Origin of the sequence: Chitinophaga sp. YR627 (genome assembly GCF_900114995.1) — a bacterium.
Taxonomy (GTDB): domain Bacteria; phylum Bacteroidota; class Bacteroidia; order Chitinophagales; family Chitinophagaceae; genus Chitinophaga.
Window position 1 is genome coordinate 715890 of the sequence record NZ_FOUX01000001.1, and the last position, 25196, is coordinate 741085.

The 25196-nt window shown below is 44.6% G+C and carries 21 protein-coding genes; 10 read left to right on the forward strand and 11 right to left on the reverse strand.

What is annotated here, in order from left to right:
- Positions 1-7 precede the first annotated feature (7 nt).
- Positions 8-2398 carry a phosphoenolpyruvate synthase gene (gene ppsA / locus BMZ72_RS02505; protein WP_089804926.1) on the forward strand — a complete coding sequence of 797 codons (2391 nt, stop codon included), beginning with the start codon at positions 8-10 and terminating at the stop codon, positions 2396-2398.
- A gap of 15 nt (positions 2399-2413) precedes the next feature.
- Here the strand turns inward: ppsA and BMZ72_RS37100 are convergent, their stop codons facing one another.
- On the reverse strand, positions 2414-3472 hold the full coding sequence (locus BMZ72_RS37100; RefSeq protein ID WP_089804928.1) for a response regulator: 1059 nt from the start codon (positions 3470-3472) through the stop codon (positions 2414-2416).
- Between the two features lie 257 nt (positions 3473-3729).
- Here BMZ72_RS37100 and BMZ72_RS02515 point away from each other — a divergent pair, with 257 nt between their 5' ends.
- Positions 3730-4173 (forward strand): Hsp20/alpha crystallin family protein, encoded by a 444-nt coding sequence (locus BMZ72_RS02515; RefSeq protein ID WP_089804930.1) that lies wholly within the window; start codon positions 3730-3732, stop codon positions 4171-4173.
- Between the two features lie 107 nt (positions 4174-4280).
- Here BMZ72_RS02515 and BMZ72_RS02520 read toward each other — a convergent pair whose 3' ends face one another.
- From BMZ72_RS02520 to BMZ72_RS02535, 4 genes are all read right to left on the reverse strand, one after another.
- The gene (locus BMZ72_RS02520) at positions 4281-5117 is read right to left on the reverse strand and encodes a universal stress protein (protein ID WP_089804932.1); all 837 of its coding nucleotides are present in this window, start codon (positions 5115-5117) and stop codon (positions 4281-4283) included.
- A 116-nt stretch (positions 5118-5233) separates the two neighbouring features.
- Complete coding sequence (glgP, locus tag BMZ72_RS02525; protein ID WP_089804933.1) at positions 5234-9403, reverse strand: alpha-glucan family phosphorylase; 4170 nt, start codon at positions 9401-9403, stop codon at positions 5234-5236.
- Positions 9376-11370, reverse strand: coding sequence for an amylo-alpha-1,6-glucosidase (locus tag BMZ72_RS02530; RefSeq protein ID WP_089804935.1), 1995 nt, complete (start codon positions 11368-11370; stop codon positions 9376-9378). The genes glgP and BMZ72_RS02530 overlap by 28 nt, the downstream gene beginning before the upstream one ends.
- 10 nt (positions 11371-11380) lie before the next feature.
- Positions 11381-12034: a BON domain-containing protein gene (locus BMZ72_RS02535; RefSeq protein WP_089804937.1), complete on the reverse strand. Its 654-nt coding sequence runs from the start codon at positions 12032-12034 to the stop codon at positions 11381-11383.
- A 180-nt stretch (positions 12035-12214) separates the two neighbouring features.
- Between BMZ72_RS02535 and BMZ72_RS02540 the strand changes: the two genes are divergently transcribed.
- On the forward strand, positions 12215-13318 hold the full coding sequence (locus BMZ72_RS02540; protein ID WP_089804939.1) for a site-2 protease family protein: 1104 nt from the start codon (positions 12215-12217) through the stop codon (positions 13316-13318).
- A gap of 196 nt (positions 13319-13514) precedes the next feature.
- On the opposite strand, the gene BMZ72_RS02550 is transcribed toward BMZ72_RS02540, so the two are convergent.
- Positions 13515-14531, reverse strand: a complete 1017-nt coding sequence (locus BMZ72_RS02550; protein WP_143087573.1) for a hypothetical protein — start codon at positions 14529-14531, stop codon at positions 13515-13517.
- A 179-nt stretch (positions 14532-14710) separates the two neighbouring features.
- Between BMZ72_RS02550 and BMZ72_RS02555 the strand changes: the two genes are divergently transcribed.
- On the forward strand, positions 14711-15475 hold the full coding sequence (locus BMZ72_RS02555; RefSeq protein WP_089804947.1) for a glycoside hydrolase family 57 protein: 765 nt from the start codon (positions 14711-14713) through the stop codon (positions 15473-15475).
- A gap of 13 nt (positions 15476-15488) precedes the next feature.
- Positions 15489-15974, forward strand: a complete 486-nt coding sequence (locus BMZ72_RS02560; protein WP_177222660.1) for a glycosyltransferase — start codon at positions 15489-15491, stop codon at positions 15972-15974.
- A 142-nt stretch (positions 15975-16116) separates the two neighbouring features.
- Here the strand turns inward: BMZ72_RS02560 and BMZ72_RS02565 are convergent, their stop codons facing one another.
- From BMZ72_RS02565 to BMZ72_RS02580, 4 genes are all read right to left on the reverse strand, one after another.
- Positions 16117-16911 carry a polysaccharide deacetylase family protein gene (locus tag BMZ72_RS02565; protein ID WP_143087574.1) on the reverse strand — a complete coding sequence of 265 codons (795 nt, stop codon included), beginning with the start codon at positions 16909-16911 and terminating at the stop codon, positions 16117-16119.
- A 120-nt stretch (positions 16912-17031) separates the two neighbouring features.
- Positions 17032-17853 (reverse strand): adenine nucleotide alpha hydrolase family protein, encoded by an 822-nt coding sequence (locus tag BMZ72_RS02570; protein WP_089804953.1) that lies wholly within the window; start codon positions 17851-17853, stop codon positions 17032-17034.
- Between the two features lie 54 nt (positions 17854-17907).
- Positions 17908-18090 carry a hypothetical protein gene (locus tag BMZ72_RS02575; protein ID WP_089804955.1) on the reverse strand — a complete coding sequence of 61 codons (183 nt, stop codon included), beginning with the start codon at positions 18088-18090 and terminating at the stop codon, positions 17908-17910.
- 57 nt (positions 18091-18147) lie between these two features.
- Positions 18148-18654, reverse strand: a complete 507-nt coding sequence (locus BMZ72_RS02580; RefSeq protein WP_089804957.1) for a nicotinate-nucleotide adenylyltransferase — start codon at positions 18652-18654, stop codon at positions 18148-18150.
- Positions 18655-18938: 284 nt separating this feature from the next.
- On the opposite strand from BMZ72_RS02580, the gene BMZ72_RS02585 reads away from it, so the two are divergent.
- Genes BMZ72_RS02585 through BMZ72_RS02605 form a run of 5 tightly spaced genes read left to right on the forward strand, consistent with a single transcriptional unit; the run spans position 18939 to position 23581 of the window.
- Entirely contained in the window at positions 18939-19598 is a 660-nt protein-coding gene (locus BMZ72_RS02585; protein WP_089804959.1) for a hypothetical protein, read from the forward strand.
- Between the two features lie 21 nt (positions 19599-19619).
- Complete coding sequence (locus BMZ72_RS02590) at positions 19620-20558, forward strand: 1-phosphofructokinase family hexose kinase (protein WP_089804961.1); 939 nt, start codon at positions 19620-19622, stop codon at positions 20556-20558.
- An 11-nt stretch (positions 20559-20569) separates the two neighbouring features.
- Positions 20570-21649 (forward strand): efflux RND transporter periplasmic adaptor subunit, encoded by a 1080-nt coding sequence (locus tag BMZ72_RS02595; RefSeq protein WP_218155193.1) that lies wholly within the window; start codon positions 20570-20572, stop codon positions 21647-21649.
- Positions 21646-22899 (forward strand): ABC transporter permease, encoded by a 1254-nt coding sequence (locus tag BMZ72_RS02600; protein WP_089804965.1) that lies wholly within the window; start codon positions 21646-21648, stop codon positions 22897-22899. Before BMZ72_RS02595 ends, BMZ72_RS02600 begins: the two co-directional genes overlap by 4 nt.
- A gap of 1 nt (position 22900) precedes the next feature.
- A complete protein-coding gene (locus BMZ72_RS02605; RefSeq protein ID WP_089804967.1) occupies positions 22901-23581 on the forward strand; it encodes an ABC transporter ATP-binding protein in 681 nt (226 codons plus the stop codon).
- Here BMZ72_RS02605 and BMZ72_RS02610 read toward each other — a convergent pair.
- The gene (locus BMZ72_RS02610) at positions 23574-25013 is read right to left on the reverse strand and encodes a L,D-transpeptidase family protein (protein WP_089804969.1); all 1440 of its coding nucleotides are present in this window, start codon (positions 25011-25013) and stop codon (positions 23574-23576) included. The genes BMZ72_RS02605 and BMZ72_RS02610 overlap by 8 nt on opposite strands.
- Positions 25014-25196 lie beyond the last annotated feature (183 nt).

The window sequence follows — 25196 nt, forward strand, 5'->3', positions numbered from 1 at the left end:
ATTTTTTATGGAAGGTTTCATAAAACGTCTTTCTGAGGTTAATATGAAGGACGTCGCTATTGTTGGAGGCAAGAGTGCTTCGCTGGGAGAGATGATGCATTATCTCGTGCCTATGGGAATTAATATTCCTGATGGCTTTGCGACTACCGCGTTTGCCTACTGGACGTTCCTGGATTATAACAATCTGTGGGAGCCGCTGGCCGCTTTAATGATGAAACTTGACCGGCAAAACTTCAGTAATCTGAAGGTAATCGGCGCTGCTGCCAGGGAGATGATACTAAAAGCGGATGTGCCTGAGATCGTCGTCAGGGAAGTGAAAGAGGCCTATGAAAGGATGTGTTTTCTGCAACCTGTTGCTGTGGCAGTCAGGAGCAGCGCTACAGCTGAAGACATGCCTTTTGCCAGTTTTGCGGGCCAGCATGAGTCTTTTCTGAATGTTACGGGTCATGATGCTGTAGTAGATGCGCTTTTACACTGCTATTCTTCTTTATATACTGACAGGGCGATCAAATATCGCGAGGACAATGGAATTGTTCATGAAAAGGTGGCGCTTTGCGCCTGTATACAACAGATGGTACGTGCGGACCTGGCATGTTCAGGTGTTGGATTTACACTTGATCCGGAATCGGGATTCAGGGATATTATCCTTATTTCCGGTTGTTGGGGACTTGGCGAAAATATAGTGCAGGGCAATGTGGACCCGGATGAATTTTGTGTGTTCAAACCGGGCCTGTTAAGAGGGAAATACGCTATCCTCAGCAAGAAAGCAGGCGCCAAGCAACTCACAATGATATACAGGGCCGCATCCGGAGAGACAATGAATGTTACTACCCCGGATGAACAACGCTCCCGGTTGACATTAACAGATGAGGAGTTGCAGCAGCTGGCCCGCTGGGCATTGCTGATCGAGCAGCATTATAAATGTCCTATGGATTTTGAATGGGCAAAAGATGGTACAGACGGACGATTGTTCATCGTACAGGCGCGTCCTGAGACTGTCCATTCACAGAAAGCAGGCACCAAAGAATATGAATGCCGGCTGCTTGAAAAAGGGGCTGTACTGGCGGAAGGACAGGCTGTGGGTACCATGATCGCTACCGGCACGGCGAGAGTACTGAACTCTCCGGAGGAGGGAGGACAGCTGGAAAATGGGGAAATCATTATTACCCGCACTACGACGCCTGACTGGGACCCACTGCTCAAAAAAGCTGCCGCCATCGTTACAGACGCCGGCGGACGTACGAGTCATGCCGCTATTGTAGCCAGAGAGCAGGGTGTACCCGCTATCGTTGGTTGTGGCAATGCCACTACTGTTATTAAAACCGGTATGAAAATTACGGTGTCCTGCGCTGAAGGCAAAACCGGTGTTATTTATGAGGGGGCGCTTCGTTACGAGAAAACTGCTTCCGGTATCACAGATATTGAACTTCCGGAGAAAGTGAAACCGATGCTGATCATGAGTGATCCGGGACAAGCGTTTAAACTTTCAGCCCTTCCTGTTGCTGGTGTAGGTCTGCTGCGTATGGAATTTATGATCACTCATACGATCGGTATTCACCCCATGGCGCTGATCAGGTATCCGGATCTGAAAGACACAGCAGTAATGACACGTATTGGTGAACTGACGGCGGGCTACGCTGATAAAAAGCAATTCTTTGTAGAGAAGTTGTCGCAGGGCATCAGTACTATTGCGGCAGCATTTTATCCGAGGGAGGTCATACTTCGGATGAGTGATTTTAAAACAAATGAATATGCGCAATTGCTGGGAGGTATTGAATTTGAGCCCCGGGAAGAAAATCCGATGCTTGGCTTCCGTGGAGCATCCCGCTATTATCATCCGGCTTATAGTCCGGCATTTGCATTGGAATGCGCCGCTGTGCGTTTTGTAAGAGAGCGCATGGGGCTGACAAATGTAAAGGTGATGATTCCTTTCTGCCGTACGGTAGCGGAAGGAGAATCGGTTTTGTCAGCAATGGCCACTTATGGACTGAAACGCGGTGATAACGGACTCGAAGTTTATGTTATGGCAGAATTGCCTTCAAACGTAATGCAGGCAGATAAATTTGCTCTACTATTTGATGGCTTTTCTATAGGGTCTAATGATCTTACACAACTAACGCTGGGCATAGACCGTGATTCAGCGATGATATCCGGGCTTTTTAATGAAGAAGATCCTGCAGTGGAAGCCATGCTATCACATATGATAAAAAGAGCCAATAAATCACGAAGGCATATCGGACTTTGTGGCCAGGCAGCCAGCGATCTGCCGGCATTTGCAGATCTGCTTGTGAGAGCTGGCATCAATAGCATTTCTTTCAATGCTGATGCGGTCCTGAAAGGAATAAAGAACATTGTAGCGGCTGAAAATAGCCTGAAGAGACACCTGATACTGCTTTGACCGTAGCGCCAGGAATTAGTTGGCCAGATCTGCAAGTTTCCTTGCATTGATAATAAAAATATAACCTTCTTTTATATCGACGAGTTTTTCATCTCTGAAGTCACCAACTGTCCGGATAAGGGATTCTTTAGCCACACCAGCTATGGCGGCGAGATTTTCCCTGCTGATATCTATGCCGAAGCAATCGCTTCCGGAAGGACTGTATTTCTTATGCACCGTTAGTAGGGCTTCTGCTACTTTTTTCCGTAGTGAATTATATGCAATGCTTAATAGCTGTGTTTCTTTCTCTGCAATGTTATTTGCCAGTAATTTAATAAACCGCTGTGTAACCTGTGGATTGACATTTGTCAGTTCATCAAAATCTTTTCTGGGTATGACGGCAAGTTCCGTCTCGTCCATTGTCTCGGCATTGTCTTTATAGACCGTATCTTCCAGGAGGGCTGCATAACCCAGAAAATCACCCTCATTGTAAAGTCCTGTGATCAGCTCCTTGCCATCTTCATTTGTTTTATAGATTTTAATTTTTCCTTTTAAAATGTAAAACAGACATGAGGGATGGTTTCCTTCCTGGTATATACATTGTTTCTTTTTATGTTTAAGGATATTACGGCCTTCTTTCAATGCTTTGATGGATTGCTCTGCAGATACCATTTGTAAAAGTGAATTTACGCCATTGATACCATGTAGCGCTGCCTCTTTTAACGTAGAGGCTTTCTTCAGCCTCCGTTCAATTGAATTCAGTAACTCCAGGGGGTCAAAGGGTTTAGTGATGTAATCATCTGCCCCCATATCCATCCCCTTACGTATGTCAGCACGTTCACTTCGGGCTGTAAGGAAAATAAAAGGGATATAGCTGAGTTCCGGCTTTTTACTTAATAAATGTAAAACGCCGAATCCGTCAAGAATAGGCATTGTCAGATCGCATATGATCAGGTCTGGCTTATGTTCTTCTGCCAGCCGAATACCGGTTTTACCTTCCGGAGCGGTTAGTACTTTATAGTTGGCCAACTCTAAGATTTCGGCGGTGTTTTCCCGTACGTGGTCGTTATCCTCAATTAACAGTATTGTGGGCATGTATGGTGTTTTATGAGTTGTTACATGTTATCTTATTCTGTTCTATAAATGTTGTGTGACGGGGGAATGTTTTTAACGTGCATTCAAAATTAAGCATAATAAACCAAAAATGGGAAAACAGGATAATTTATTACCAGTCACGATGATATTGACAACAATCATCTTACTCGCTGAGGAACATCATTTTATCAGGTTTCCTCAGATGGTAACTTAGTAGTGTTAATACAAATCTTACCAACAAAAACAAGGAGGTAATTATGTCTGCAAACTTAGCTAAAGCTACCCCATTACTGCCCTCTTTCTTTGATGATATGTTCAAACCCTGGAAAGACCTGTTTGACTCGAATGGCGGCCGCTCCTGGACTGCTACAGTCCCAGCTGTTAACATCAGTGAGGAGAAGGATGTATTTAAATTATCACTTGCCGCCCCTGGAATGAGTAAGGGTGATTTTAATGTTGACGTGGATGGAGATGTGCTCACGATCAGCGCAGAAAAAGAAGAAAAGAAGGAAACAAAAGAAGAAAAGGTAAACAGGGAAGAGTATAACTATTCCAGCTTTACCCGTAGTTTCCGGCTGCCTGAGGGAGTGAAAATGGATAATATTTCTGCTGTGTATCAGGACGGCGTGTTAAAGGTCATCCTGCCAAAAAAAGAAGTAGCCCTTAAAGCTGATCAAGCCAAAAAGATAGAGATTCATTGATTTATCCCCGCCGGAAGTCTTTCCGGCGAATTTTTGGGTATAATTGAAAAAGATAGCAGCTATAGCCGCTATCTTTTTCGTTATGTACCTAAAACCCGGATAAACTTTTATGGATGTGTGATGAAAAGAGGCCCTTTCATTTTTCTGAGAATACTTTCGGCGCTACTGTCATCAAAAAAGCGTGACAACCTGCTTCTGCCATAAGCGCCAAAAGTGCTGATATAATCTGATTTACCTTCCAGGTAGCCGGTAAGAACATTGTCCATTCGTCCTGAAAGAATCTTGAATGCTACCTGGTCGTTATAGGAAGAGAGGTACTCCTGTAATAACTTTTCATTTGGAGGCACGCTATTGCCCTTTTCACAAACATATAAAACTGTACAGCTTTTGGCGACCAGTGCGGGAAATAACGAGGCAAAAGCCCTGATAGCGTACATGGAAGAATAGGTGCCGTTATAGCAGAATATAACACCTTTGGGTACGAGCAGGTTATCAGGGATAACCATTACCGGGCATTGCGCGGCTACCAGCATATCTCTGACATAACTGGTTGGATTGGTGTCAAACAGGAAGGGGAAAGAGATATCTCTGCCGATCAGCAGGAGATCGGCAAATCTGCTCTCCAGGATAGTCTCTTCGACAGCAGATCCTTTATCTCCCCGGATCGTGCAGGCGATATTTCGTTCTTTGCAGGCCTTTTGTAAAGCGGCTGTGTTTTCCTTTATGATCTTCTTTTTTTCGTCCGCGGCCTTAATGACGATCTCATAATAATGTGCAGGTACGCCTTCCGCAAAGTCAGGCGCCATCAGGGTAGAGATGCTATTGATATCTTCCATCATAATGATGGTCAGTGTGCTTTTGATCATACCGGATATATATTCGATGGCATCCAGCTGCTCTTCTTTGTAGTTTATGGCATCGATAATGGCAACTATTTTTTTCATTATTAATGAGTTTAGTGTGATAGAATCTACGGGTAAAGCTATTGAAGCTATGAGCGCCCGGCAATGACGGTGGTCTCTTATACGATGTCTCTGGTTGGAAGTCTATATGACGGCGGTTATGCCGGTTTAAGACGTACAATATCGGTTCTGTGGGTAAGTGTGAAATTCCTTGGGTAAACACGGAATGAATAGTTATAATCTCCATTATATTTTAACGGTACGCTTGCTGTAAGTAGCAGTTTATTGCCATGCTGCTGAGATACAAGCAGTTCTTTTTTGAAGAAAGTTTCTTTTCCTCCATGTTTTGGTGTGAATAGAATTTCGGCCCCGATATCATCTGCTGTCAGTGTGCCGGTGTCTACATCAAGTGAGACGTTCAATTCATCTCCTGTTACGGCAGCGGGTGTCTGATCATTTCGGGGTAATGCATTGCGGATCTTAACGCTTTCCCAGCCCTTACGGATCTTTTCTTTCCATGCCGTGAGCGCTTTAGCTGCTGCAAAATCGCCAGTACTAAGCATATATGTACGGTCAGCAAGCTTTTTGTAACTTTCTATGTATTGCTGCAGTGCATTTGTCATACAAACTGCCTCTCCGGACACAGACAATGCATTTCTTATCTTCTGTATCCATCCATGGGGCAATCCTTGTTCATTTCGATCAAAAAAGAGCGGTATGATCTCGTGTTGTAGCATGCTATATACTTCCGCTGCATCTACTTCAAATTGTTTTGATTCTTCCTGATACATTGGACCTGCTTTTAGCGCCCATCCGGTTTCCGGATGATATTGCTCTGCCCACCAGCCATCGGGAGTACTGAACTGTAATACGCCATTCAGCAGTGCTTTCATGCCGCTTGTGCCACAAGCTTCTTTCCCCCTTACCGGAAAGTTCAGCCATAAATCGCAGCCCTGTACCATCAGGCGGGCAATATCAAGATCATAATCTTCCAGAAAGATAATTCGATGATCGTATGTATGACCAATGATCTCCTGCAACATATTTGTGCCTGCCTGGTCATCAGGATGTGCTTTGCCGGAGATAAGAAAGACGACAGGCTGATGCAGGTTGCCGGTAATTTTTTCCAGTTCTGTGTGATCGTAGAATAATATAGTCGATCTTTTGTATGGGGTAAATCTCCTGGCAAATCCTATAAACATGGTATCTGGTTGCAGGACCCGCATCATCTCAGTAATTTTTTCAGTAGCTGTATGATGTTGTCTTAATTGCCGGACAATAATCTGTTTAAGTTTTTCGAGGAACTTTTTTTTGATCTGCGTTCTGGTAAGCCAGATTTTAGCATCACTTATGGTTTGAAAATGTTGCCAGTAGCCATTGCCCTGGGAGATATTTATGTTGCATTCCTGAAACACATTTTTCCACTCCGGCGCCAGCCATGTAGATAGATGTACACCGTTTGTGATATAGCTGACGGGGATTTCGGCGGGATAATATTCATCCCAGATCTTCTGCAAAAGACTGGCGGATACAGCCTGATGTATACGGCTCACCGCATTGATCTCTCCCGCAGTATGGGCTGCGAGATAAAACATTGAAAATTCTTCCTGCATTTGTGAAGATTGTCTTTTGCCTAAGGACATGAATTCTTCCCAACTAATGCAGGACGACACGGTAAGACCTGAAAAATAGGTTCGCAGCAGATGCTCATTAAAACTATCCATCGCTGCAGGAGCAGAAGTATGAGTCGTAAAAAGTAAAGATGCTCTGACAACTTCAAGGGCATCGTCAAATGACAGGTGGTTATGCAAAATTAATTGTGCAATTCTTTCAATTGATAGAAAGGCAGCATGTCCCTCATTACAGTGATACACGTCAGTTGTTACCTGAAGAGCATTCAGCAGACGTACACCGCCCTGCCCCAGAATAATTTCCTGCTGTAAGCGTGTTTCCCGGTCTGATGGATACAGCCTGGAGGTAATGAGGCGGTCCGCCGTGGTATTGTCAGCTATGTCTGTGTCCAGCAGATATAAAGGAACTCTTCCGACCTGTATTTTCCAGACTTCAGCATGGACAGTCCGTCCAGGGAAGGTGAAGGGGATCAGTAATCGTTCGCCATTGCAGCCTGATACTTTTTCCATAGGGAAATCAGATGGGTCCAGTTGTTCCGGCACAGCAATCTGTCTGCCGTCATCAGAAAAGTGCTGATGGAAGTATCCCTGTTTATAAAACAACCCGATGGCCACGCAGTTCATACCGCTATCACTGGCTGTTTTGAGAAAGTCTCCGGCCAGCACGCCAAGGCCACCGGAATAGATGCGAAGGGCTCCCAGCAAAGCATATTCCATGCAGAAGTAAGCGATAGCAGGAGTATTTTCGGATGTCATATGCAGGTATTCGTCAAGTGTTTCTTCCTGCAATTGCATAGCTGCCAGAAATCTATTGTTGCGACTTAGCATTTCCAGTTGTTCATAACGCAGGTTGTTTAATAGTCTGACGGGGTTTTCGTTTACCTCGTCCCAGCTTACCGGATCTATGCTCCGGAACAATGCCGCCGCATCTGGATGCCAGCTCCACCATATATTCCTGCTGAGTCTTTTGAGAGGTTCCAGCTGTGCCGGAAAATTTGTTGCGATGTAGACTTCCCGCCAAACAACCTTGTCTTTTTCAGGTGTTCCTGTCAGCACAGGCTGTGCCTGTGGCTTGTCGCAATACAGATCTTCCCGCTGTCTGCTTCTATGCAATGCAAAGTTATAGGCATCGTAATATTTCGGCAGTAAAACTTTCCAACTGAAATGAGCAGCTGCTGCATGCGCGTTTTCGCGGAGACTGGCTATCTTTTCGGAAGACAGTGTTATAATTGAGTGTATGAATGCTGCGATATCAGGAGCGGTACCTGGATCGTCGTTTTCGCATCTGTTCAGAATAGTGATACCTTTTCTGTTATCTGCGGGCAGTGTGCTTACTGCCTGCCCAAAACCTGATTGGGAGGTGGTCATTGATGGGATATAAAATGCACTGCTTTCGAGGGGCGTATAACCCCAGGGCTCATACCAGGATGGAAATATACCGAGGTCGAAACCCGGTAACAAACTATAATAATCAAGATTAAAAACGCCATCGTTTCCATCCAGGTAAACCGGCGCGTAAACGACTTTGACGTTGGCGCGAGCTGTGTTATCCAGCTGCTTTTCATGCAACTTGATGAATATCGGATCTTTGGCGGCTGTATACAAGTTATGCGTCAGCACCTGATCTCCCGATATCAATGATTTGTGTTTGGGGCCTGTATGAGCCGCGGGAACAAATATAAACACGACGACAGGAGTGGAAAACGATTGATGATTTAATATTCCTAACGCGTCTAAAAAAACATCTATTCCCTTGTTATGAAATTCATAACGGCCACTTTTTAGAATCAATATAGTTTCCGGTGGTAGTGTTTCCTGTATCAGCTGGCTGGCTATACGGAGGAGCACATTGCGTGCGGTTGTACGTTTTTCAGAAAAATCTTTTTTGGGAACTATGGACAAATCAAAGCCGTTAGGCGTAAGATAGTCAGGATTTTTATGCAATAGCAAACGGCATTCATTTGCAGTTGTTTCGCTGACGCAGGTAAAGCAGTCTGCTGTTGATGCTGCAATAGTCTCCAGGGAGTGTTTGGAGGTGATACCGTACCTGGCGGCATCTGCGAGTGGGGCGGAACAGTTATAGACAGGTTGTCCGGCGCCTGATAGCGTTCGTCCTAGTACGGTAGCATGCGTTGTAAGCACGGTTGCTACCTGAGGTACATGTTTTTCGAGGTAGAGAATACCTGCCCCGGTCATCCACTCATGAAACTGTGCTATGATATGTTCGTTTGCATTCAGGTGTAATTCGTAAAAAAATTGAATTATCAGACCTGCGGCATAACCGAAGAGGGCCGGGTCAATGTAATCCCACTGACCAGACAGTGAATCAAGCCTGAAATCTCTCCAGAGGGTGGTGAAAATATCATTTTTGTTTTTGTATAAGGTGGTGAAGTCAATGAGTATCACCTGTGGAGCGCCTGCAATATTCCAATGTCCGGTCCTTATTTTTAGTCCGGCGGCGGTAGCCTTTTCCTGTAATAATGGAAACAGCGTTCTGTCTTCCTGAAAGACCGGCACGCCTCCACTGGCTTTTACAATATCAGGTCCGATCATGATAAGCCGTTCTTTCAGCTTTTCCTGCAGCAATCCTGCTTTTGTACTGACGACAGTATGTATGCCTCCGACCTTATTGCATACTTCCCAGCTTACCTCAAATAGATAGTCCGGCGTCAAGTGTCCGTTAGTGAAAGGTTCCATATCTGTAATGTTTCTTCATGATGAGAAAATAATGTGGCGGCGTTCCGGAATTTAAATCCTGCAAGTAAGTCTTCCATGCGGAGCAGTTCTGCCACGCTCCATGCCTGGGCAACAGCTCCTCTGGCTGTATGCGGGAAATCACCATCGAATATCTCCGGAATAGTATTCAGACAGTATTCATCGAGTACGTATTTAAAGCCATCATAAATTTTGTCCAGCAAAGGCAGGACTACCGGTCCTTCGGTTCTTAGTAGTCCTTCTGCAAAATGAGCCAGTAACCAGGGCCAAACTGTACCCTGATGATAAGACCTGTCTCTTGCATGCTGATCACCCTGGTATGTTGGGTTATAAGCCGGATCGGATGGAGACAGTGTTCTCAGCCCCCTTGGTGTGAGCAGGTCGCTTTTTATTTTTGACATGACAGCGCGTTGCTGTGCCGGTGCCAGTGGAGAAAACGGAAGAGATACGGCAAATAACTGATTCGGCCGGACAGACCAGTCTTTTATATCGTTGTGCACAACATCAGCCAGGTATCTTTTTTCTTCATTCCAGAAGGTTGCACTGAATGACTTTGCTATCATTTCAGGATAGCTTTCCCAGCTATCTGTAAATGCACTGTCTTTGGCATGGAGAGATACTTTGAGGCAAAAGCATACGGCATTATACCATAGTGCATTGATGTCGACAGCTTTGCCTGTGCGGGGAGTCACTGGTTCTCCATCTGTTACTGCATCCATCCAGGTGAGGGCAGTCCCGGTAATACCGGCAGTGATGAGACCGTCCTGCTCCATACGAATATTATATTGGGTGCCATGTTTGTAGGCATCGAGGATACTGCTTAATATTTGTCCGTAATTACGCCAGATCTCTTTCCAGGAGTGTGTCTTTTCTGCATATTGCTGTATTGACCATATTAACCAGAGTGGCGCATCTGCGCTGTTATAGGTAGCTGTTGCATCATGCCCGGTATTGGGAAGAAGCCCATCTTTTATCTGTGAAATCCATGATCTGGTAATTTGGATAAAAGAAGCTATTTTCCCGGTGACCAGTGTCAGGCCGGGCAGAGATATGAAGGTATCGCGGCCCCAGTTATTGAACCAGTAATAGCCGGCTTTTATACCGTTATCTCTGAGGAATTGTGTTGCTGCCGATAAAAGGTGTGCTTTCAGCGTAATAGGGCGGTCAGTGGTGTGCTGAAGCTGACTGAAGCGGTTCTGTATGGATGGCATATGCTGTTGATGCAGGCTGCCGGCGAATATTACGGATTCACCGGGCGGCAGACTGATATCAAAATAGCCCGGCGAGTATAGATCTTCCTTCCAGTCATAGCCACGTTGTTTTTCACTGGGGTATTCAATGTTTTTATACCAATAGCCTTCCTGGACAAATGAACCGGCGCTTACCTGCATAAAAAGCTCGCTGTATCCTCCATAGAGCTCCATTCCGATGCCGTCCTGCAGCTCATTTACTGCAGTGTCTGCGTGGCTGTTCTGAAAGGTCAGACAGTGCATGTTCCGGAAGGCCAGGAGTGGACGCAGCCTTAGATTTACGGGATGTTGACCGATGATGCGGGTATATCTGATCATCAGTGTTCCATCAGCATCCATGAGCAGTTCTTTTACTATAACTTCATCCTGTATCTGGTACCACCACTGAGGTAATGGATTGGCGGTGAAAGCAAGCAGTTGCTTCCGGGCAGGCGGACAGGTATCGGCATAGTAATGGAAGAACAAATCGGTGCTCTCTTCATTACAGGTGAATGTATCGTCCAGTGAAGATAATAATACATAATTGTCATCTCCAGGGAAAGACTGAGGCATCACCATCAAACCATGGTATTTTCTTGTGTTGCAACCGGAGATGGTGCTGGCAGACCAGGCGCCCGAAGGCGCAGCAACCAGGTATTCCCTGGTTGCCGAGAAGTTCAGGTCCTGCATTAGCGGCGCGTGGAAGCAATCGTATAGCATATGACAGCATTTAAGGTGCGATGATCAGTTCATCTCTTACTTCTGTGACACCGGGGGCGGCCCACACGGCTTTTTCTACTTCGCTTCGCTCTCCCCAGGAACGTACTCTGCCCTTCAGGATAACACGGTGCCCTTCGGTGATAATATTGATAGCAGCAGCTTCTACTTCTGCGCTTCGTTCCAGCGCCTTTTTGATGATATCTTTTACTATTCTTTCTGTAGGCGCCTCTTTCAGCCGGATCAGGTTAGTAATTCCTTTAACGCCCTGTAAGTCTTTTGTCAGGTTTTCGGCAGCTTGCCGCTGGTATTGCCAATCGAGTTCGCCTTCGAGGGTAATCCATCCATTTTCCACCTTTAGTGTTACATGGTCTTTAGGTACAACTGTACTCCATGACAAGGCATTAATGCCGGCATGGGCAATGTCTGTATCTGACCTGCTTTCACCGTTGAAGAAGTGAACGGAGATATCCATTGCAACCGCCTGTACGTCTTTAACCCGTTTGGCGGCTTTTTCAGCGGCCAGCTTTTTTGTGTAGCTATTTACTGTTCCGCTAAGCGTCACAACGCCGTCACTAACGGCAACACCGATTTCGGCTGCTTCCAGCGTAGGGTCCCAGAGCAGTTCGTCCATAACATCCTGTTGGAGTTGCAGATCTGTTTTCATAAAATGAGGAATTAATAATGTGAAGAATGATTAACCAGTATTCAATTTACAGCAGCGCGAAGTGCACTGCAATGACGGTAGTTGCTTTTACCGGTGATCTGTATCAATCTCAGTCCATAATGTTCGTCATTGATCCCTTCCGGATGATATAAGATCTTGAGATGAACTAAATGAGCTGTTATGAAACATACATTCACCCTGATGACGATCAAAGGTACAAGGGTAGGGATTCACTGGTCTTTTCTTTTGCTGATCGGATGGTTACTGATCATCGAAGGGCAGTCCGGGAAATCTGCTATGCATACTTTCTGGAGTCTGCTGGTGGTAATGGGAATACTGGCCACTGTCATCGTACATGAATTAGCACATATGTATACTGCAAGCTATTTTGGAATAAAGACGCGGGATATTCTGTTATCTCCGATTGGTGGATTTACGCATTTAAGAAGTCTGCCTGATACGCCTGGAAGGGAGATAATGATAAGTCTAAGCGGCCCGCTGGCCAATCTCCTGATTGGAATTATACTTATACCGCTGCTGCCGGAGCAGGCGCCCGTATGGAAATCCGTACCGTTTTTCCTGAATACGGACCGTGCAAATTTTTTATTCCTGATGCATGCCGTCAATATATTGGTAGCGATCGTCAATCTGATCCCGGTGTTTCCGATGGATGGCGGCAGAATACTGAGGGCGGTGCTGGAAGTATTTACGACTCCCGTAAAAGCGACAAACATTACTATCTGGACCGGTCGTTTTATCTCATTGCTGGTTCTCGCAACAGGCATTCTGAATGTAAATATATTGCTGATCGTAGCTGGTCTGTACCTGTTGTTGCAGGGCGCTGTTGAGAAAGAGCATGCTGTGATCAGGATGCGTCTGTCCGGACTTTTGCTGAAAGATTTGATGACAACCAGATATCATTCAATTCCGGGTAACATGTCATTGCGTGATGCACTGGAAGCACTTGCTGACTACCGCCAACCATATTTTATCATCACTGACGGAAAACACCCTATTGGGGTGCTTGACAGGGGAAAGATGTTACACAGTATTGACAGGAGGCATATAGGGCGTCCTGTGACTGAATTACTGGATAAACAATGTCAGGCATTTGATGCCGGAATACCAGCAATTGTAGCCTGGGAACAATTACCTCCTGAATTTGACATGATCGTTCCTATCACCGTCAATGGCAATATAGCGGGTGTAATCAGCAGGGATACAATTGTTGAATATCTGATCCTGCATGATCAGGAGGATGCGCTTGGGCAGGTATACAGTTAGTACCTGTGCTCTATTAATACCGCATATAACTTGTCAAGCATTAACAGCAGAAGGCTTTTCCGTAGTGGAAAAGTCATTGTTGCGAGTAGCATTGCCGACATATATGCGACTATGGCAATATGCACATCCGTAAATTTATCAGCAGGGCGAGTATGAGACTTAACAGGAATGATACTGGTATGCATAAAAGTAGATTTTATTGATATTGAATATATAAGGGGCTGGGATATAAAGCCAGTACTTCTTCCGGCTCCATGATCCGCTTCCCTGTCCTGGGATCTACGTCGTAGAATAATTTGAATCCTGTGAACTGTACAGGTTCTGCCGCAACAAAACCTTTATAACTGTCTATTTTTTTCGCAGGTGATCCGAATCCATCCATGTTGATGACAATCTGTACTTCCGGAACCCGTATTATATTTTTATAGTTTGTAAGCATGGCTTGTGTAAAACGATGTACGACCAGTATTTTGGGCGGCAGGTGATATATTCTGACAATGTTGGCAAGAAAGGAAACTGCATAATTAATATCAGCTGCGTCAAAAGTGCCTATACTGGAACAGGGAATTGCCTTATTTTTCATAGCATATTCGGGGTCAATGCCCAGATGGGTATCAGGGCGCCTGAGATAAGTTTCCAATGGTGGAAGTTCTTCCTGAAGCGTACTGAGGCCGACCTGTACATCGAGAAATAAGAGCATGTTGTTGGTGGTTGCCAGGTTTATCGCTTTATTGATTTGTGCCGGCGGCATCCTCAGGCGGTATTTCCCGGATATGCCGGGATTGCGTTGCGCTGTAACTGCGATGTAGTGTATCGCTGGTATCACCGGCATCATTGTGTCGGCTCTGTACCATCTTTCTGCTTCCGCTTTGAGGCGGGTAAGCATTTCTGCCTCAGGGCCGCCCAAAACACCCATTGCCGGCGTATAGAAGTTACCATAGTAAGCCAGAATCCGGCTATATGGTAGTACTCCCGCTTGTTCCGGCTCATTTCCCACAACAGGCCATTTTGTACCAGGCCTGTTATGTACCATGTGCTGCAGTTTTCGTTGATAAATGCTGCTGTCTGCAGGCAGCTGATTCCCTGGTAAAGGGGTGTCTGTAATCACGTAATCAGTAAGGGAATTCCCGTTTTCTTCTGTCGGTGTAGCTGTGCAGGATTGCAACATGCACCATAGGCATAAGGCTGTGATCATTTTTTTTGATTGCGGCATCATAGCTGTTTTTTATTTCAAGTTAGCCGAAGGCAGACAGTATACAGATGACCCAGCGGCCGGGATCGCATGATCATTGTCACCGGAATAATGAAGGACGTTATGACTGTCAGTGATGAGCATCATTGCCGTAGTCAACAGATGGATGTTATTTTGGAAATACAACAAGCATTTATCACATGAAGAACATCTGTCTGTATTTTCAGGTACACCAGCCATTCCGGCTGAATAATTATTCATTCTTTCAGATAGGTTCGGACGAGGCCTATTTTGATGAAATGATGAACCGGGATATATTAAGGAGAGTTGCGTATAATTGCTATCTGCCGTTCAACGGGCTCTTACTCAGGTTGATCGAGTCTACGGGGTATAGGCTGCAGGTTAGTTTTTCCCTTAGCAGTACAGTAATTGAGCAGTTGTTGTGGTATGTCCCCGAAGTGCTGGATAGTTTCCGGGCATTGGTAGCTACTGGTTGCGTAGAGCTCCTGGGTGAAACAGCAGCACATTCCCTGGCTGCAATAGTCAGTGAGAAAGAGTTCCGCGAACAGGTGCGCGCACATACTCATCTTATATATGATCTTTTTGGGCAGATGCCCCAGACTTTCCGTAATACGGAGCTTATTTATGCTGACAGTATTGCTCCGATAATCAATGATCTCGGTTTTGATTCAATACTGGCGGATGCCGGACATGATGTTTTACAATGGCGTAGCCCTAATTATATTTACGCTGCAGCAGGTTGTCCGGCGGTGAAACTTTTGCTGAAGAATGGACAGTTGAGTGATGATATTGCCTTCCGGTTTGCCGATCGGGGTTGGAAAGAATGGCCACTCTCGCCTAATAGATATATTTCCTGGCTGAACGCAATACCAGGCGATGAGCAATTGTTGAATCTGTTTATGGACTATGAGACCTTCGGCGGACAGCATAATTACAGTCAGTGAATTTACCGGGAAAATGCTTGTCAGTCAATATGATATTCCCTCACACAAGATAACCGTTGTTAATAATGCAATGCCGGCGGCTTCCTTTAGTCATACATTGCATCATGCGCGTCCATTCAGTGAAAAGATTGTGTCTTTTGTGAGCAGGATCACTTATCAGAAAAATCCGGAAAATTTTCTTTATGCGGAGAAGCGTATACTTGAGAAAGATCCTCATTTCCGTTTTGTAATGGCTGGAAACGGTGAGTTACGCGACAAAATGATTCAAAAGGCAGCAATGCTGGGTATATCTGCAAAAGTACATTTTCCCGGTTTTGTAGATCTGCCGCATTTATTGCACCTGTTTTCCCTGACTGACGTTTATGTGATGCCATCGGTATCTGAGCCTTTCGGGATATCTCCACTGGAAGCGATTAAAGCCGGTTATAGTTTCGCGGCAATCCGGTGTACAGGAGGTACTAAAATATGCCTTAAAGGTGGATTGGTGGAATGTAGATAAAATGGCTGATGCAATATATGGTCTTGCAAAATACAACAGTCTCTCAAAAATACTTAAAAAAGGCGCACAGGAAGAGTTGTGGCACCTTAGCTGGGAAAAACAGACTCACCTGATAAAAAAGCTGTATGAAACATTATCAGCTTCATGAACGGACCTGCTTTTTTATCCGTTTCAGTAAATCCATCTGAGACCATTTTCCCGACACCAGCATTCGCCTCACCGTATAAAGAGGTTCCTCTGAACTTGTCTCCTCAGATAATTGAAATGCTGCCTTGATCCCTAGCCTCTTTAATGCGGTAATTGCGGTATTATTCCATACGCCAAAAGGGTAAGCATAATACCTGATCGTTGTTCCGGTTATGGCCTCAAGTTGCTTTACGGGTTCGTCCACCTGATGTTTCCATTGCTGCCCTGCGCTGGTGGTAACAGCCGGGTGATCATAACTGTGACATCCTATTACATGGCCTTTCCGGGACAAAAACCTGATTTGTTGTGTGGTCAGGTAGTTTTTCTTCCCTATACAAACGGTCATTATAAAGAAAGTGCCCCTGAATCCATATTTTTCAAGTATAGGTGCGGCAATCGACGCATGTGTTTCATGTGTGTCGTCAAAAGTTATCATTACCGGTCTGGAAGGAAGCGGCTGCCGCTGGGTAAGGTAATCATATAACTGATCCGGCAGGATAGCATGATAGCCGCTGTCATGCAATATTTTTATCTGTTCATCAAAATGCAGTGCGCTGATATGGTAAACATCTTCTTTCCCTCCGGTCATACTGATGTTATGATAGCAAAGAACCGGAATATTATCAGACAATATACCAGTGGAGAATGGTTGCCAGGGAACCTGGGTGTGATCATAGGCATATTTATAGCAGGCTGGGGCGACTGCGGATATTAATAGTGTCATGAGGAGGGTGTATTTGATTTTGAGCATGTGGATGAATTTAATGCTGTTGAAATTTAAAGCACATTTAAGGTAGCCGATATGCAGAGTGGCTACCTTAAATGTGTAATCAGATGATGGAAACACAACGTGTCTGTTGAAGCATAATCATTATCCATGTGATATAAATACCGGAAACAGATGATCTGTTATCATATCAGAGGCAAAGCTGTGCCTGAATATTTGTGAGAAACCGGAACGGCCAAATGCGCCAGTTACCAGTATTGGGTTGGCCTGATCAGCCATCCATGTTGAAAAGTAATCTTTTGGTGCAAATTGCAGCTCGCGGAAGGTCAGATCGCTGAAGTGCCTGGCAACCAGTTCTCTGATATAGTCCTCGTCTGGTAATTTTTTACCGCTTTTGTCTGATGCAAATGCGACAGTAGCTGGTAATTCACATAGTTCAGGAAACAGGTAGGCGAAGTTTTTAATAGCGCGTACGGAGGCGCTGCTACCATCATAGGCGAGTACTATACTTTCCGGATAGTTGAATTTTTCCGGTGTTACCACCACCGGACATTCGGCCTCGTGCAGTACATCCCGTAAATATTCGTTGGGACTTTCGGTACCCAGATTCTCGTAAAAGAGTTGTCCACCCAGTATCATGAGGTCAGCAAAACGGGTTTCTTTCTGAAGTTCAGGAAGTGCGTAGGAACTGAAATTAGTATGTACTCTGTGGTCGATTCCATAACGCGCACAGGCGGCTTTAAACCTTGATATATTTTCTTCCACAGTTTCGGCGTCGACCCGCTCGATGAGCGGAATATACACACTTCCCCCTCCATAAGCGTAACTCCATGAGTTGGCAATATCGACCTGTGGTAAAAAAACGCCGGTCAGCAAAACAGGTTCACCTTCATTCATTCTTCTGGCAAAGTCAAAAGCGCCCTGCGAATAATCGGTGCCTTCAAATGATAACAATATCTTTCTCATAAATCTTTGTTTTAACAAGTAAATACATAAGTAAAGGTTGTTTCCGGCCGGCTCTCAGGTACTTAGTGCTTTTAAAGCCTCATATACCAGAAATGCGGGCCAGACGAATGCCTTCAGTAAGCCTATTACACCCGGCCAGAAGCTTACCGCATGTGAGATATAAAAGATGGCTGCTCCGATAAAGCCCAATCCATATATAGCTCCCTGGGATGTCTGAGCTGGAAATTCTTTTTTCATAGATTTTTTTTAGCATGTATGAGGTATGTCAGCTGTTTTTCTGCAGGCAGCCGAATGTCAATCCAGAAAATCGCCATTGGGATTTAATTTTACACGCAGGCGTTTATCGCCGTTTTGTAGCACCAGCTTATACAATATACGTGTTGCCCGGCCATCCTTATAATTTACGAGATAGGTATCGTTAGCTATACCCCAGTTGGGATATCTTTCTGCCACAGCAGTGGTAATTGCCTCTGGAAGCGCTACATTCTTGTACTTTTCAGCTGTGCTTATCAAGGCTCCTTTGGAGTCATAGGCAGCGAGTATATAACCGCCCGGCAAGTAGAAAGATATTGAGTAAGTGTCATAATCTTCCTGGTAGATCTCTGAATTTTTTATGTCGTATGAGACTGCTTGCTGGCGCAGCAATCTGACGGGCTGGCCCACATCACCGTCTACTGAGCTCAGGTACTTATAGTTTCTTGCCAGCACAACAAATTCTGGTAATACCTGTTGGGCAAATAATGTGATGTGTGATCCGGTAAGTAATAAACCGGTAAGCAGTATTAGTTTAATCTGTTTCATATTCGTGGTTTTTGCTTTCAAAATGTGTGTTATTTACAAGTTTCTTCTTGTAAAATTAACTGTCTAACAGAGTGTCGGACAATGACGGTGATCACTGAAATGATTGAAGTTCATCAAAAGCAGATACGCGCATTTACAGGCAATACAGTTACGTGGTCATTCATCCGGCTGTCATAAATGTTATCCGGGAGCGTAAATGATGAGATGTGTCGTAATTACCAGTGACCATGGTCATCTAATATTTATATTATTTGTGCTAGCTTGATTTTACAAATCGCAGAAAGATGAAAGGGAAGGAGCTACTTATTTATATAAGTGTATTGTTGCTGTTATCTGGATGTGATACCGTCAGGATGTCACAGTCATGGCAGGTAGAAAACAAACTCCCTGAAAAGTATGATAAAATGCTGGTGTTGTGTTTAGGCAATGATAGCAGCACCGGTTTGCGTTATCAGATGGAGAGGCACCTGGCAGATGACTTGAAGAAGCTTGGCTGCGATGCCGTTACTTCATTGGAGGAATACGGTCCAGGTGGATTTTTTGCCAGTGAGGAGCGTATTGCCATCAGTAAGTTAAAGAGAGGCAATTTTGATGCTGTCATAACTATTGTATTGCTGGACAAAGCAAAGGGAAGTCATTATGTTCAGGGCCGTATTTTTTATACTCCTGATGTTTTGTATGAGTTACGTTTCTGGAGTTACTATTCCAGAATATATGAGCATATGATCACGCCCGGATACTATGCGGAAAATACGCGTTATTTCTGGGAAAGTAATCTTTATAACCTTCGTACCGGAGAGCTGGTCTGCTCGTTACAAACGGAATCATTTGATCCTTTATCCACAGATAAGCTCGCGCATGAACACGGTAAGCTTATAGCAAGGTACCTGGTAAGTCACGATGTAATAGCCTTACCGGGACAGCAGCAGGCTTTGAAAGACTGACAATCAGATAAATTGAATGCCATGATAATTACAGTAACGTTTAATCCCGCGTTGGATAAATCTATTAGTATTCAGGCTTTAGTTCCTGAAAGAAAAATGCGTTGTTCGGCAGCAGTGCCGGAACCGGGAGGAGGGGGTATTAATGTTGCCCGTGCACTTACATCGCTGGGAGCTAAAGCAACAGCATTCTTCTGGGGAGGAGGCTGTGTAGGAAAGGAGATAGATCGCCTGCTGGCAAATGAAGGAGTTGCCGCTGTTATGTTGCCTGCAAAGGCGGAATCACGCGAGAACATCACAGTATATGATAGCACAGCCGCCTGTCAATACCGCTTTGTTATGCCTGGTCCGGATATATCTGCGGAGGAATTGGATAATGGTCTGAAAAAAATAAAAAATAGTGGTCCGGCAGATTATCTGGTGGCCAGCGGAAGTCTATCACCGGGAATGCCTGGCGATACTTTTGCCAGACTGGGCATAATCGCGGCAGAAATGGGCGCCAAATATATCGTTGATACCTCTGGTGATGCACTGTTACAGGCTGTCAAAGTCGGCACCTATCTGATAAAGCCAAGTCTGAATGAACTTGCTTTATTAGCCGGCAGGAAGGCGTGTGATATCAATGATGTTGTGCCTGTCGCCAGAAGTATTATTCAGGGAGGGCGCTGCGAAAATGTCGTTGTTTCGCTGGGCGCCGCTGGTGCAATACTTATTACCAGGGAAGCTTCTGTGACTATTTCAGCACCAGCAGTACCTGTGAAGAGTACGGTTGGCGCTGGTGATTCAATGGTGGCTGGGATCGTCTTTGCACTGCTCAGGGGGCAGGATCTGGCAGATGCGACCCGCTTTGGAGTTGCGTGTGGAACAGCTGCAACCCTGAATCCGGGTACTGCACTATGTAAACTGAGTGATGTTCAGAGGATATATAAGGATTTGTCGGAGAACATTAAGGCGGAAATGTAATATGCGGGCTTATGAAATGCTTATTTGCTATTATGTTATTGTTTGTGATAATCGGTTGCAGGGACAGGCTGGAAAAAATAAAACCTGTGTTTGAGCGGATTACGGAATCGGTGTATGCTTCCGGTTATGTCAAAAGTAATCATCAGTATGATGTTTTTCCGGCGGTTAATGGAATTTTAAAAAAGAGACTTGTGAAGGAGGGCGATATTGTGCGTCAGAACGATGCTATTCTTCAGCTTTCCTCAGTAACAGCGCAACTACAGGCTAAAAGTGCAGATATTGCCGCAAAAAATGCTGCACAGGCAGCCAACTTCAGGAGACTGGATGAACTACGTTTGCTGATCGATCAGGCGAAGATAAAAATGGATCAGGATGCCTTGCAACTCAGGCGCCAGCAAAATCTCTGGTCTCAACAGATAGGTAGCCGTAATGAACTCGAGCAGCGGGAACTCAGCTGGAAAACTTCTCATGATAATTATGATGCTGCCTGTCTGCGCTATGCAGAGTTGGAGAGGACGCTAAAGTATGATGAGCAGCAGGCATTGAATGACCTGAAAATATCGCGGTCACGCACCAGTGATTATACTGTAAGAAGCGAGTATAGCGGTAGAGTGTATAATATACTTATTGAAGAAGGGGAAATGGTCAATACACAGCAACCTGTGGCGGTAATTGGGGATACTGCCTCTTTCCTGCTGGAGCTGCAGGTAGATGAATATGATATAGCACTCATTCAGCCCGGACAAAAAATCATCGTGGCTATGGACAGTTACAGGGGGCAGATATTTGAAGCGAGTGTCACGCAGGTAAGACCATATATGCATGAAAGATCAAAGACCTTTACGGTGGAAGCATGCTTCCTGAAACCACCCCCTATATTATATCCCAATCTGACCTGTGAAGCAAATATTATTACTGCAGACCGGTCGGGAGCACTTACAATTCCCCGTTCCTGCCTCCTGGATGGTAATTTTGTTCTTCTGACCAACAACAGAAGGAGGAAGATATCTACCGGGTTGATGGACTATGAAAGGGTAGAGGTGCTTTCCGGGCTTACCATAGATGATGTAGTCTTAAAACCCATGCCATGAAGCTTATAGTTAATATTGCCTGGTCACTGCTGAGGGCAAGATGGCGGCAAAGTCTCGTTGCTGCTATTGGAGTGGCATTTAGCATCATGATGTTTGTGTCGCTGCTCGGTTTTATGACCGGACTGAATGAAATGATGGATTCTCTTTTCCTGAACCGTACGCCGCATGTCCGTCTCTATAATGAGATAAGGCCGGCGGTTGTTCAGCCAATGGAGAAGTCTCCGGCTTACCGCTCCGGTTATCATTTTATCAGGTCGGTGAAGGCAACGGGCAGCCGGCAGGGAATTTATAATGCTTTGGCCATCCTTGCGTCATTACACCGGGACAAACGTGTTGCCGGCATAGCTTCCAAAATAACCATGCAGGCTTTTTTCAATGAAGGAACCATTGATATAACGGCTACAGTGAATGGAATTGAAGAACGTGCGGAAAGTAGACTATTTCATTTTGAAGATTATATTGTCGAGGGAGATGCATCGCGGCTGGCGGAGGATCCCAATAGCATTATACTTGGTAAGGCGCTCGCGGAGAATCTGTTGGTCCATATTGGTGAAACTGTGCAGTTGACAACTGCGGAAGGAGAGCGGTTCCCGCTTAAAGTTGTTGCATTATGGCAATCAGGTATTCAGGATTATGATAAGGTCCAGAGTTTTACATCGTTAGCTACAGCACAGAAATTGTTGGGTAAAACTGCTAATTATATAACAGATATTCAGGTCAGCATTAAAGATATCGCCAGCGCCCCGGAAATGGCGCGCGAGTACAGCAGACTTTTTGATATCAGCGCTCAGGACTTTCAGACGCTCAGTGCAGAATTTGAAACAGGAAGTTTTATACGGTCTCTTATATCTTATGCGGTAGGTATCACCCTGCTTACTGTATCGGGTTTTGGAATTTTTAATATACTAAATATGATGATCTACGAAAAAATGGATGCTATCGCTATATTGAAAGCTACTGGTTTTGCGGGCAGAGATGTGAAGAGAATATTTGTTCTAATTGCTATGAGCATTGGCTTAGGGGGAGGACTGACGGGGCTTATAACAGGTTTTTTAGTGTCTCTGGGCATAGATCAGGTGCCTTTTCATACAATGTCATTACCAACTATGACAACTTATCCCGTAAGTTATGCACCGTATATTTATTTCGTAGGTCTCAGTTTTACGCTATTGTCCTGTTACCTGGCGAGTTGGCAGCCTGCCAGAAAGGCTAGTAAAGTTGATCCGGTAATCATTATCAGAGGGAAATAATATGGGAGATATTATACTTGAAGCACGTCATATCAATAAATACTTCCACGATCCTGTTGATGTGAAAGTATTAAGCGATATTAATCTCATTATAAAGAAGGGCGAGTTTGTTGCGGTGACTGGTAAGTCAGGATGTGGCAAGTCCACCCTTTTATACATATTATCGACCATGGATACAGATTATAGTGGTGAACTGCTTATTGAGGATGTAACGATGAATAATAAAACAGAGCCGGAGCTGGCAAGAATAAGAAATGAGAAAATCGGATTTGTTTTTCAGTTTCACTATCTGCTCAATGAGTTCACCGTATTACATAATGTAATGCTACCCGGATTAAAACTAAACAAATATCCGGCGGCGGAAGTTGAACATATGGCGATGGAGAAACTTAACATGCTTGGAATCGGACAACTGGCGATTAAAAAAGCAAATCAGTTGTCCGGCGGCGAAAAGCAGCGTGTTGCGATCGCAAGGGCATTGATCAATAATCCCTGTATTATCATGGGAGATGAACCTACCGGAAATCTTGACAAAAAGAATAGTGAAATAGTATTTAATATATTTTATGAGCTTGCCAGTCAGCAAAAACAGGCGCTGTTAATTGTGACACATGATGAGGAATTTGCTGCAAGAACTCAAAGGACCATAAAAATGGAAGATGGAAAAATCTACCTTATTTAAATTTATCGTATACGTCTTCAAAGAAACGCACCGTACCATTTGCTTCCGGCCAGGCTACTTCATACAGTACCATTACAGGAATGCCCGGCTTTACCGGAATAATGACAGGTTTACCTGCTGGCGCATCTTTTAGTTTAGATAGACTATCAATACGCGCTGATTCAGCCGGTAAGAGCAATTTTGCCAATGGAATGGCATCTTCTACGCGAATGCAACCGTGGCTGAAATACCTGCTGTTAAACATAAAGTAACTTCTGGCCGGTGTATCATGAAGATATGTGCTGTAGGGATTAAAGAAGTTTAATTTAATTATACCAAGTGAATTGTCGCAGCCATTCATTTGCCTGAGTGTATAAGGGAAATTATGTTTATTCAGGGCCGCCCAGTTGATAGATAGTGGGTCCAGTATTCTACCGGATTTGTCTAATACCTGATAATTCCCTGCTTCAAGATATAATGATGGGGCTCCTTTAATACCAGGTAATAGCTCCTTAACAGCAATATTATGTGGCACCGTCCAGTAAGGGAACATAATAATTTCGTCTATTTTACTGCTCAGCGGTGATGAGGGCGTTTTAGCTTTACCTACAATTACCCGGGAATTGAGTATTGTACTGTCGCCAAGATATACAAACAGTTCAGCAGCAGGGATGTCTACTATAACAACTGATTGGTATTTCCGCAGGCAATTCAGCCATCGGAATGTGTTTAATGCATGTTTGAGTTCTAACAGTCTTTTTTCAAGAGATACATTTAGTTCTTCTATTACACCTGGTCTCAGCGCGCCATCTTCCAGGAATTCGAACGTATACTGTGCTGACCTTATTTTTATGCGAAGGGTGTCTTCGTGAATTGTATAATCAGACGTATCCAGGAAACCAAGTTGGTATAATTTGTCTATTAGTGGATGATTGCTGCTGTCAGCTATTTCGGCTATGATTTTTACAGGATGATAGTCTTTGCGTTGTAATCTGTCGGTATAGAGAGCGATCTTACTTTTTAAGGCATTGTATTGCGGCGCAGAGGGTTCTACTTTTTCCAGCAATTGACTAAAGCTGTTATTGGAAAGAGCGCTGTAAAGCAGTCCGGGTATATCAAGACAATCAGGAACATATTTAAGACCATCATATCCCATACGTGTGGTTACAGGGCCATAAGCTACATCCGTAAAGAAGGCCACCGCAGCTTCTGAGAGTGCCTTATCGGTTTTGAGCGAGTCAGTAGGTACGTAGCCGGATCCCAGTTGCTGCACGAGTGCATACGCATAATCCCGCTGGTCTAGTCCCAGTAAAGGGGCCTGGCTAAAGTAAGTGAATAGTTGCTGACGGTTGTGTGTGCACCCAGCCGGTAACCAGAACATCTTTTCTGCGGCACGGCCGATGGCAGCATGCATCATCATACAGATGATCAGATAACAAATTTTTCTCATCATCGCTTTTTTTTTAAAGCTACATTATTGCATCTCCGGCAGCAATGATGATCGTTATGACAGTACCTGTCAGTGGTCACTTATTATGATCATATATGTTAAAATTCTCATTCACACCGCTACCGGTGACCGATACTCCCACATTTGGGGATATCCCATGAATTGATTTATCCTCAATTTTGAGTC